The sequence below is a fragment of the Mycobacterium alsense genome, assembly GCF_002086635.1.
In the GTDB taxonomy this organism is placed as follows: domain Bacteria; phylum Actinomycetota; class Actinomycetes; order Mycobacteriales; family Mycobacteriaceae; genus Mycobacterium; species Mycobacterium alsense.
In genome coordinates, this window is the sequence record NZ_MVHD01000004.1 from 191,438 (window position 1) to 202,000 (window position 10,563).

12 protein-coding genes are annotated in these 10,563 nt (G+C 70.4%); 9 read left to right on the forward strand and 3 right to left on the reverse strand.

Annotation, left to right across the window (positions count from 1 at the left end; genetic code table 11):
* Window positions 1–30: 30 nt before the first annotated feature.
* From BST11_RS04785 to BST11_RS04795, 3 genes are all read right to left on the reverse strand, one after another.
* Window positions 31–903: a sigma-70 family RNA polymerase sigma factor gene (locus BST11_RS04785; protein ID WP_083136831.1), complete on the reverse strand. Its 873-nt coding sequence runs from the start codon at window positions 901–903 to the stop codon at window positions 31–33.
* A complete protein-coding gene (locus BST11_RS04790; protein ID WP_083136832.1) occupies window positions 900–1,496 on the reverse strand; it encodes a carboxymuconolactone decarboxylase family protein in 597 nt (198 codons plus the stop codon). The genes BST11_RS04785 and BST11_RS04790 overlap by 4 nt, the downstream gene beginning before the upstream one ends.
* 111 nt (window positions 1,497–1,607) lie before the next feature.
* Window positions 1,608–1,922 (reverse strand): type II toxin-antitoxin system VapB family antitoxin, encoded by a 315-nt coding sequence (locus BST11_RS04795; RefSeq protein ID WP_067319111.1) that lies wholly within the window; start codon window positions 1,920–1,922, stop codon window positions 1,608–1,610.
* Window positions 1,923–2,072: 150 nt separating this feature from the next.
* Here BST11_RS04795 and hrcA point away from each other — a divergent pair, with 150 nt between their 5' ends.
* The 9 genes from hrcA to BST11_RS04840 form a co-directional block, all read left to right on the forward strand.
* Window positions 2,073–3,116 (forward strand): heat-inducible transcriptional repressor HrcA, encoded by a 1,044-nt coding sequence (hrcA, locus tag BST11_RS04800; protein WP_083136833.1) that lies wholly within the window; start codon window positions 2,073–2,075, stop codon window positions 3,114–3,116.
* Between the two features lie 79 nt (window positions 3,117–3,195).
* Window positions 3,196–4,341 carry a molecular chaperone DnaJ gene (gene dnaJ, locus BST11_RS04805; RefSeq protein ID WP_083136834.1) on the forward strand — a complete coding sequence of 382 codons (1,146 nt, stop codon included), beginning with the start codon at window positions 3,196–3,198 and terminating at the stop codon, window positions 4,339–4,341.
* A gap of 24 nt (window positions 4,342–4,365) precedes the next feature.
* Window positions 4,366–5,127: a 16S rRNA (uracil(1498)-N(3))-methyltransferase gene (locus tag BST11_RS04810; RefSeq protein WP_083136835.1), complete on the forward strand. Its 762-nt coding sequence runs from the start codon at window positions 4,366–4,368 to the stop codon at window positions 5,125–5,127.
* Between the two features lie 67 nt (window positions 5,128–5,194).
* Complete coding sequence (locus BST11_RS04815) at window positions 5,195–5,725, forward strand: nuclear transport factor 2 family protein (protein ID WP_083136836.1); 531 nt, start codon at window positions 5,195–5,197, stop codon at window positions 5,723–5,725.
* Window positions 5,726–5,773: 48 nt separating this feature from the next.
* Window positions 5,774–6,565 carry a phthiotriol/phenolphthiotriol dimycocerosates methyltransferase gene (locus tag BST11_RS04820; RefSeq protein ID WP_083136837.1) on the forward strand — a complete coding sequence of 264 codons (792 nt, stop codon included), beginning with the start codon at window positions 5,774–5,776 and terminating at the stop codon, window positions 6,563–6,565.
* Window positions 6,558–7,991 (forward strand): cytochrome P450, encoded by a 1,434-nt coding sequence (locus BST11_RS04825; RefSeq protein WP_083136838.1) that lies wholly within the window; start codon window positions 6,558–6,560, stop codon window positions 7,989–7,991. Before BST11_RS04820 ends, BST11_RS04825 begins: the two co-directional genes overlap by 8 nt.
* Before the next feature lie 101 nt (window positions 7,992–8,092).
* A complete protein-coding gene (locus BST11_RS04830; protein WP_083136839.1) occupies window positions 8,093–9,142 on the forward strand; it encodes a PhoH family protein in 1,050 nt (349 codons plus the stop codon).
* Between the two features lie 4 nt (window positions 9,143–9,146).
* A complete protein-coding gene (gene ybeY, locus BST11_RS04835) occupies window positions 9,147–9,680 on the forward strand; it encodes an rRNA maturation RNase YbeY (RefSeq protein WP_083136840.1) in 534 nt (177 codons plus the stop codon).
* 286 nt (window positions 9,681–9,966) lie between these two features.
* On the forward strand, window positions 9,967–10,563 hold a 597-nt coding region (locus tag BST11_RS04840), incomplete at its 3' end, for a PE family protein (protein ID WP_142276187.1).

Genomic DNA, 10,563 nt, shown 5'->3' on the forward strand with positions numbered 1-10,563 from the left:
TTCGCAGTGACTGCACTTTCGGTGACGAGCCTAGACGAGCCGGCCGACGCGCTCGGGGTCGGCCAGCACGTCGATCGCGGCGATCCGTCCGCCCCGGACGACGAATCCCATGATGGCGCTTGGCCTTTCGGCGACGACGATGACCGCGCCGGGGGCGCCGTTGACGGTGGCGCGGCGCACCTCTCGCTCGGGTCCCGCGTAGCCGCGGGCCAGCTTGGCGACCGCGGCCGCGCCCTCGGCCCGGAACGGCGCCGCGGCGGGACCGAAATCGCCGCGCAGCACGACGTCGGGGTCCAGCACCGCGACCAGCCGATCGAAGTCGCCCGCGCGCCCGGCCGCGAAGAAGGCGTCGACGGCCTCGCGCTGCGCGGCAACGCCGCCGTCGGGCGCGGCGTCCGCCCGCTCGATGCGCCGGCGCGCCCGGCTGGCCAGCTTGCGCGTCGCCTCCGGCGTGCGGTCGACGATGGGGGCGATCTCGTCGAACGGGACGGCGAACATGTCGTGCAGCACGAAGGCCAGCCGCTCGGCCGGCGGCAGCGTGTCCAAAACCACGAACAGCGCCAGCCCGACCGCGTCGGCCAGCATCGCGCGGTGCTCCGGATCGAATTCGCCCTCGGCCTCCACGATCGGGTCGGGCAGGCGCCCGACCAATTCCTCCCGCCCGCGCCCGTGCCGGTCGCGCAGCGTGTTCAGGCAGATCCGGGCCACCACGGTGGTCAGCCACGCGTCCAGGTTGCCGATACCCGCGCCGCCCCCGGCGCTCCCGCTCAGCCGCAGCCACGCCTCCTGCACCGCGTCCTGGGCGTCGTCGGCCGAGCCCAGCATGCGGTAGGCGATGGCGCCCAGCCTCGGCCGCGCCGCCTCGAAGCGCTCGGACAGCGCGGTGTCCGGCCCAGACGTCACGTGCGGCCCTTATCGGGCAGGGCGCACACCCGGTCGCCGGAAAAGCCGGACGACCCGATGCCGAGGGCGATGTTGAACCGCGCGCGCAGGTTGCCCAGCGTGATGACGTGGGTGAGCCCGACGAGCTGCGCGGTGTCGAAATGGCCGCGCAGCGCGTCGAAAAGCTCGTCGCTCACCTCGACGGGGGTGCGGCTGATCGCGGTGGCGTAGTCCAGGATCAGCTTGTCGAGCTCGGAAAAGCACGCGGCGTCGCGGTAGTCGGACAGGGCCAGCAGCTCCTCGTCGGTGATCCCCCACTGGCGCGCGATCTGCGAACCCAGGTCGATGCAGTACTCGCAGCGCACGGTGGTCGCCGCCTTCAGCTCGGCCAGCGCCCGGTGGCGGGGGCTGAGGATGTCCAGCTTCGACTCGGCCTGCTCGAGCTTGCCGTAGGCGTTGAGCAGCCGGGGAATGCGCGCGTACATGCGCAGCGGTTCGAGCATCCCCGCGGTCTCGAGGCCGGTCATCTGCGCGAGCTTGCGCCGGGTGAAGAAGAAGGCGATCTTGGCCCCCAGGCCGGCGTCGCGGTCGGAGACTCCCTGGAGCCGAGGCATGGCAAGTCCTCCTTGAACCTCGTGAACGTGGTCTTACTACGTCGACACCCGGCGACGCGGAAACGTGACCGCCCAAAAGGCCCCGACCAATAGGCCAAAAGGCCCCTATCGCTACAGCGGCCGGCCCAGCGGCGCGTCCATGTCGAACACCCGCGCGTGCAGCACGGTGCGATTCCGCAACGCCGCGCGCACCGCGCGGTGCAGGCCGTCCTCGAGGTAGGTGATGCCCCGCCACCGCACGGCGTGCGGGAAGAGGTCGCCGTAGAAGGTGGAGTCCTCCGACAGCAGCCGGTCCAGCGCGAGCACCGTCGTCGTCGTGACCAGCTCGTCGAGCCGGATCTGCTGCGGCGGTATCTGCGACCAGTCCCGGTAGGACAGCCCGTGCTCCGGATACGGCTTGCCGTCGCGCACGCCCTTGAAAATCACCGGATCGCCCCTGACGCGCCGCCCAGGCCCGACGAGTGCATGCTGGACAGATTAATCGGGAACTCGCCGCAAGTCGCCGCCGGCGCCCGCGATGGCAGTTGGCGGCCCCCTCGCCCCGTAAAATGGACCCGATCAAGGAGGTGGACGCCGATGGGAAGCGCCGACGAGCGACGCTTTGAGGTGCTGCGCGCCATCGTCGCCGACTTCGTCGCCACCAAGGAGCCGATCGGCTCGAAGTCGTTGGTGGAGCGGCACAACCTGGGCGTGTCGTCGGCCACCGTGCGCAACGACATGGCGGTGCTCGAGGCCGAGGGCTACATCACCCAGCCGCACACCAGCTCCGGGCGGGTGCCCACCGAAAAGGGCTACCGCGAGTTCGTCGACCGGCTCGACGACGTCAAGCCGCTGTCGGCGGCCGAGCGCCGCGCGATCCAAAGCTTCCTCGAGTCCGGCGTCGACCTCGACGACGTGCTGCGCCGCGCCGTGCGCCTGCTGGCGCAACTGACCCGGCAGGTGGCCGTGGTGCAGTATCCGCCGCTGTCCGCGTCGACCGTGCGCCACCTCGAGGTGATCGGCCTGACGCCGGCCCGGCTGCTGATGGTGGTCATCACCGACTCCGGCCGGGTGGACCAGCGCATCGTCGAACTCGGCGACGTGATCGACGACCACGAGCTCACCCAGCTGCGCGAGATGCTCGGCCAGGCCCTGGTGGGCAAGCGGCTGGCCGCGGCGTCGACCGCCGTCGCCGACCTGGCGGGGGAGCTGCACGGGCGTAGCGGGCTGGCCAACAACCTGAGCGACGCCGTGGGCCGCGCCGCGACCGTGCTGCTGGAGTCGCTGGTGGAGCACACCGAGGAGCGCCTGCTGATGGGCGGCACCGCCAACCTGACCCGCAACGCCGCGGACTTCGGCGGCTCGCTGCGCTCCATCCTGGAGGCCCTCGAGGAGCAGGTGGTGGTGCTGCGGTTGCTGGCGGCCCAGCAGCAGGCCGGCAAGGTGACGGTGCGCATCGGCCACGAGACCGCGGCCGAGCAGATGGTCGGCACCTCGATGGTGTCCACCGCCTATGGCAGCTCCGATACCGTGTACGGCGGCATGGGTGTGCTGGGACCCACCCGGATGGACTATCCGGGAACTATCGCCAGCGTGGCCGCGGTTGCTCTTTATATCGGTGAAGTTCTGGGTGCCCGATGACCGTGCACCCGTTAGTACCGTTCGCAGATTCGTGGATGGCCGCCTAGCCGCGGCTTGAGACCTTTCAGGAGAGTCAGGCGTGGCACGCGACTACTACGGGCTGCTCGGCGTGAGCAGGAACGCCAGCGATGCGGAGATCAAGCGCGCCTACCGCAAACTGGCGCGCGAACTGCATCCCGACGTCAACCCCGACGAGGGCGCCCAGGCGAAGTTCAAGGAGATCAGCGCCGCCTACGAGGTGCTGAGCGACCCGGAAAAGCGCCGGATCGTCGACCTGGGCGGGGACCCGCTGGAGAGCGCCGCCTCCGCCGGCGCCGGATTCGGCGGCTTCGGCAACCTGGGCGACGTGTTCGAGGCCTTCTTCGGCGGCGGCTTCGGTGGCGGGACGGCGTCGCGCGGTCCCGCCGGGCGGGTGCGGCCCGGCTCGGACTCGCTGCTGCGGATGCGGTTGGACCTCGAGGAGTGCGCGACCGGGGTGACCAAGCAGGTCACCGTCGACACCGCGATCCTGTGCGACCGGTGCCACGGCAAGGGCACCAACGGCGATTCGGTGCCGGTGCCCTGCGACACCTGCGGCGGCCGCGGGGAGGTGCAGACCGTGCAGCGCTCGCTGCTGGGCCAGATGGTCACGTCGCGCCCGTGTCCCACCTGCCGCGGGGTGGGAACGGTCATCCCCGACCCGTGCCACCAATGCATGGGCGACGGCCGGGTGCGGGCCCGCCGGGAGATCAGCGTCAAGATCCCGGCCGGCGTCGGCGACGGCATGCGGGTCCGGTTGGCCGCCCAGGGCGAGGTCGGCCCCGGCGGAGGGCCGGCCGGCGACCTGTACGTCGAGGTCCACGAGCAGGCCCACGACATCTTCGTCCGCGAGGGCGACGACCTGCACTGCACGGTGTCGGTGCCGATGGTCGACGCGGCGCTGGGCACCACGGTCACCCTCGACGCGATCCTCGACGGCAAGAGCGAGATCACCATCCCCCCCGGCACGCAGCCCGGGTCGATCATCACGCTGCGGGGCCACGGCATGCCGCACCTGCGATCGGGCACCCGCGGCAACCTGCACGTCCACGTCGAGGTGGTGGTGCCCACCCGGCTGGACCAACACGACACCGAGCTGCTGCGCGAGCTGAAGAACCGCCGCAGCCGCGACGTGGCCGAGATCCGTTCGACGCACGGCGGCGGCGGACTGTTCAGCCGGCTGCGCGAAACCTTCACCGGGCGCTAGCCGGGCGATTGCGGGGTCCCGCGCATGGTGGCGACGCTGTTCTACGTTGACGCACTGCCCGACACCGGCGCACTGGCCGTGGTCGACGGCGACGAGGGCTTCCACGCGGCCAAAGTGCGCCGGATCCGGCCCGGCGAACAGCTGGTCCTCGGCGACGGCGCCGGCGGCCTGGCCCGCTGCGAGGTCGAGCACGCCGGCCGCGACGGCCTGCGCGCGCGGGTGCTCGGGCGCTGGAGCGTCGCGCCCGGCCGCCCGACGGTGACGGTCGTGCAGGCGCTGCCCAAGTCGGATCGCTCGGAGCTGGCCGTCGAGCTGGCCACCGAGGCCGGCGCCGACGGGTTCGTGGCCTGGCAGGCGGCCCGCTGCGTGGCCAGCTGGGAAGGCGCCCGGGTCGACAAGGGTCTGCGCCGGTGGCGCGCGGTGGCCCGGTCGGCGGCCCGGCAGTCGCGCCGGGCGCACATCCCGCCCGTCGAGGGCGTGCTGTCCACCGCGGCCCTGACCCGGCGGGTCCGCGACGAGGTGGCCGCCGGGTCGGCGGTGCTGGCCCTGCACGAGTCCGCCGCCGATCGCCTCGCGACCGCCCATGTGGCGCAAGCGGATTCGGTGCTGCTGCTGGTCGGGCCCGAGGGCGGCATCGCCCCGGACGAGCTCGCCGCGTTGACCGGGGCGGGCGCGGTGGCGGTCCGGCTCGGCCCCCAGGTGCTGCGGACGTCGACCGCGGCCGCCGTGGCGCTGGGCGCGCTGGGCGTGCTGACGCCCCGCTGGGACGGTTCGTCGAACCTGTAGTTCCCTAGTGGCGCGTTGGCTGCACGATTACAGTTTCGTACAGTCTCCGCGACCAAGGAGCCCGTCGATGACCAGCCCGCACGATCTGAGCGCCATCTTCGACCAGCACGTCGCCCACGAGTTCGTCGCCAAGGACGTCGCCGCCACCATGGCGACGATGACCCCGACCGCCTTCGTCAATCACGTGCCCACCCTGATGGGCGGCGTCGGGGCGGACCAGGTGGCGGACTTCTACGCCAGATGCTTCATCGGGCACTGGCCGGCCGACACCGAGATCGTCCCGGTCTGCCGCACCGTCGGCGCCGACCGCGTCGTCGACGAGATGATCATGTCGTTCACCCACGACGTCCCGATGCCGACCTTCCTTCCGGGGGTGGCGCCCACCGGTCGCGCGGTCCTGCTGCCCGTGGTGGTCGTGATGGGTTTCGACGCCGAGTCGACGCCGGCGCGGGTGGCCTACGAGCGGATCTATTGGGACCAGGCTTCGCTGCTGGTACAGGTGGGATTGCTCGATCCGGCGCTGCTGCCGGTCACCGGCGTCGAACAGGCTCACAAGGTTCTCGACAAGGATTTGCCGGCGGCGTCGACCTCGCTGTGAGTTTGATCAGTCGCGAATAACCCCATCCCTTTTGGGCACCCCGCGCCCATGGGCCTTGCATCCCGGATCGTCTCCACCCCGGCGTGGAAGCTTTTCGCGAAGTACTACTACCCCTTCATCACCCGCCACGGGGCCGACGACGTGGCGTTTCTGAACCTCGGGTACGAAGAGGACCCGCCGATGTCCGTGCCGCTGTCGGAGGCGGACGAGCCCGACCGGTATTGCATTCAGCTCTACCACCGCACGGCGACCCAGGCCGACCTTGCCGGCAAGGCCGTGCTCGAGGTGAGCTGCGGCCACGGCGGCGGGGCGGCCTACCTGACCCGCGCGCTGCGCCCGGCCTCCTACACGGGCCTGGACCTCAACCCGGCCGGCATCGAGGTCTGCCGCAGAATGCACAACCAGCCCGGCCTGGACTTCGTGCAGGGCGACGCCGAGAACCTTCCGTTCGACGACAACTCCTTCGACGCGGTGATCAACATCGAAGCGTCGCACTGCTACCCGTCGCTGCCGCGCTTTCTCGTCGAGGTCGCGCGGGTGCTGCGCCCGGGCGGTCACTTGCTGTACGCCGATGTCCGTCGCTGCGACCACTTCGCCGACTGGGAGGCCGAGCTGGCCGACGGCCCGCTGCAGATGCGTTCGAAAGAGACCATCAACGAGCAGGTCGTGCGCGGGCTGCAGCTGAGCCTGCCGCGCTCGCAGCACATGTTCACCCGCCGCACCCCGGCGATGCTGCGCGGCGTGGTCCGGGGCGCGGTGGCCGCGTCGATCTCCAAGCTGTGCGACGGGCTGCGGCGCGGGGAGAGCTCCTACCGGATCTATTGCTTCGAGAATGTTTGAGACACCGGACACCTTCTGGATCACCCGCAACCCGGTCGGCCGCGCTCGGGACGCGCTGCGATCGCGGCGCCGCCCACACGTCGCGCCGCGCCCGCCCGGCCCCCGCGGGCGCCCCGTCGTCGGGGTGCTGCCCGAGCTCAAGGCCGATCCGTTCGGCTACCTGCGGCACCTCGGGGACACCTATGGCGACATCTACCGGCTGCCGTTGCCGCTGTACGACGTGGTGGTGATGAACCACCCCGACCACGTCCGGCACGTCGTCAGCCACCGCAACGGCGAGTACAGCCTGATCGGCCCCGCCGCCGACGCGGCCAGGAAAATGCTGGGCGCATCGATGCAGATGATGGAGGGACACGAGTTCCGTCGCCGGCGCAAGACGCTGGCGCCGATGATGGGCCGCCAACAGCTGACGCGCGTCGCCGCCGTCGTCGCCGACGAGTTCGCCGAGCGGCTGGCGAAATGGGACCGGTTCGCCGGCACGGGCGAGCCCGTGGACCTGCAGCGCGAGATCAACGACGTGGTGATTCCGGGGTTCATGCGCGCGATGTTCAGCCTGAAGCTCTCCGACGCCGAGCTGCACCGCCTCGATGTCGACGTCCGGACCCTGATGCAGAGCGCGTCGTCGCCGCTGCTGCTGGGCTCCCCACCGCGGCTGCTGCCCGGCGACGGCAATCCCGTGCAGGCGTGGTTACGGATGCGGCGCTGGGTGAAAAGACGCGTCGAGGAACGACGGGCCCAGCCGGGGTCTCGCGACGACCTGCTGCAGGTGCTCCTCGACGCCCGCTACGAGGACGGGACCCCCCTCAGCGGGCGCGACGTCATCACCGAGGCCATCATGCTGATCGGCGGCGGCTACGAAACCGTCGTCGCCGCGCTGTCCTGGACGCTGGCGTTCCTGTCGCAGAACCCGCAGGCCCAGCAGCGCCTCTGCGACGAGGTCGCCGCGCTCGACGGGGCGCCGCCGACCTACGCCGATCTGGACAGGCTGGAGTGGGCGAAGGCGTGTTTCGACGAGGGCCAGCGCCTGCAGGGGCTGCTGTTGCAGCCCCGGTTCGCGATGATCGACGACGTCGTCGGCGGCTATCGCATCCGGCGCGGCACGCTGGTGGGGCTGCCGATCTACGCGCTGCAGCGCGACCCGCGCTGGTGGGGTCCCGACGCCGACAGCTACAACCCGCTCCGGTTCTACGACAAGGACGTCGCGGCCGAGCGGCCGAACCTGGCGTTCATGCCCTTCGGCGCCGGCCCGCACCGCTGTTTCGGCGCCGCGATGGGTTACCTCGAGGCGCAGTTCCTGCTCGCGCAAATTCACCAGCGCTTCCGCGTCCAGACGCCGGCCGGCTGGGCTCCCGAGCACGACCCCGACCTCCCGTGGCCCGTCAAGGGCGGTGTGCCCGCCGTCCTGACCAGGGCGTCCGCCGCCTGACGGCGTTGGCCTGACACGGGGACCAACGCGTCCCGCTGGCGGTAGACTTGGCTACCGGCTGTCGTCGCTCGAGAACACAGAAAGCAGGCATCAGAAACCACGTGTCGCCCCGCGAAACCAAGGCTGCTGCCTCGTCATCGGCCACTGCTCAGGTCCGCAGCAGCATTGACGTTCCGCCCGACCTCGTCGTGGGTTTGTTGGGTTCGGCCGACGAGAATTTGCGCGCCCTCGAGCGGGTGCTGACCGCGGACCTGCACGTGCGCGGCAACGCCATCACCCTCTCGGGTGAACCGGCCGACGTGGCGCTCGGTGAGCGAGTGGTCTCCGAGCTGGTGGCGATCGTGGCGAGCGGCCAGCCGCTGACGCCGGAGGTGGTGCGCCACAGCGTCGCCATGTTGGTCGGCACCGGTAACGAGTCGCCGGCCGAAGTGCTCACCCTCGACATCCTGTCGCGCCGCGGCAAGACGATCCGGCCCAAGACGCTCAACCAGAAGCGCTACGTCGACGCCATCGACGCCAACACCATCGTCTTCGGCATCGGCCCCGCCGGCACCGGGAAGACGTACCTGGCGATGGCCAAGGCGGTCAACGCGCTGCAGACCAAGCAGGTGAGCCGCATCATCCTGACCCGTCCCGCGGTGGAAGCCGGTGAGCGCCTTGGCTTTCTGCCCGGCACGCTGAGCGAGAAGATCGACCCGTACCTGCGCCCGCTGTATGACGCGCTGTACGACATGATGGACGCCGAGCTGATCCCGAAGCTGATGTCCGCCGGGGTTATTGAGGTCGCGCCGCTGGCGTACATGCGCGGCCGGACGCTCAACGACGCGTTCATCATCCTCGACGAGGCGCAGAACACGACCGCGGAACAGATGAAGATGTTCCTCACCCGGCTGGGCTTCGGCTCCAAAGTCGTTGTCACCGGCGATGTTACGCAGATCGATCTGCCGGGCGGCGCGCGTTCCGGGCTGCGCGCGGCGGTGGACATTCTCGACGGCATCGATGACATCCACTTCGCCGAACTGACCAGTGTGGACGTGGTGCGCCACCGGCTGGTCTCCGAAATCGTCGACGCCTACGCGAAATCCGAGGAACCCGGCCTGGGGATGAACCGGGCGGCCCGGCGGGCCTCCGGCGTCCGCAACCGGCGGTGATCTCATGAGCATCGAAGTCTCCAACGAGTCGGGCGTCGACGTCTCCGAGACCGAACTGGTCAGCGTCGCACGGTTCGTGATCGCCAGGATGGACGTCAACCCCAGCGCCGAGCTGTCGATGTTGCTGTTGGACACCGCCGCCATGGCCGACCTGCACATGCGCTGGATGGACCTGCCCGGGCCCACCGACGTGATGAGCTTTCCGATGGACGAGCTCGAGCCCGGCGGGCGCCCCGACGCGCCCGAGCCCGGGCCCGCGATGCTCGGCGACATCGTGCTGTGCCCGGAGTTCGCCGCCGAGCAGGCGGCCGCGGCCGGCCACAGCCTCGGACATGAGTTGGCGCTGTTGACGATCCACGGGGTGCTGCACCTACTCGGGTACGACCACGGCGAGCCGGACGAGGAACGCGAGATGTTCGCCCTGCAGGATCGGCTGCTCGAGGAGTGGGTCGCCGAACAGGTCGAGGCGTACCAGCTGGATCGCCAGGAGGAGCGCGACCGCCGGTTGCTGGACAAGTCAAGGTATTTCGACAATTGAGCTCACCCTAATCGCGGGGCCTCAAGCTGAATCACGCTCCGTGCGTTGAATGTCCGGGCTCATTTCAAACGTTCACGCGCCCGTGTTTCGCGTCCGGATGCACCTGTTCGGTGGCGGTGTCGATACTCCCTCACGCCGAAGCTTCCTGCAGTACAAGTGATCTAGCACGGCGGGCGGAATTTTGAGCGAACACTGGATTGTCGGGTCGGAATGGGCGTACGCTCTCGACACAATTTCATATCCACCCGGTTCACCGATATGTCGACGATCTGGCGGAAGGATTGCGATGTCGTATTTGGTGGCGGCCCCCGAGTTCGTGTCTTCGGCGGCAACGGATCTAGCGAATATCGGCTCGGCGCTGACCGCAGCGAATACCGCGGCGGCGCACAGCACCGGGGTTCTCCTGGCGGCGGGAGCCGACGAGGTGTCGGCGGCGGTCGCGTCGCTGTTTTCCGGGCACGGGCAGGCCTTTCAGGCGCTCGCCGCTCAGGCGGCGGCGTTTCATTCCGAGTTTGTGAGTGCCTTGGGCGCTGCCGGGGGCGCCTACGCGGGCGCGGAGGCGGCGAGCGCCGTGCCGCTGCAGAGCGTGCAGCAAGACGTGCTGGGTGCGATCAATGCGCCCTTCTTGACGCTGACGGGGCGACCGCTGATCGGTAACGGCGCGCCGGGGGCAGAGGGCACCGGGCAGCCCGGCGGGGCCGGCGGGTGGTTGATCGGCAACGGCGGCGCCGGCGGGTCGGGAACGAATTCAGCGGTTGGGGCCGGCGGTAACGGCGGCGCCGGCGGCGCGGGTGGGCTGTTCGGCGCCGGTGGCAGCGGCGGGGCCGGCGGGTCCGGTTTCACCACCGGCGGGGCGGGCGGGGCCGGCGGCGCCGGCCCCGCC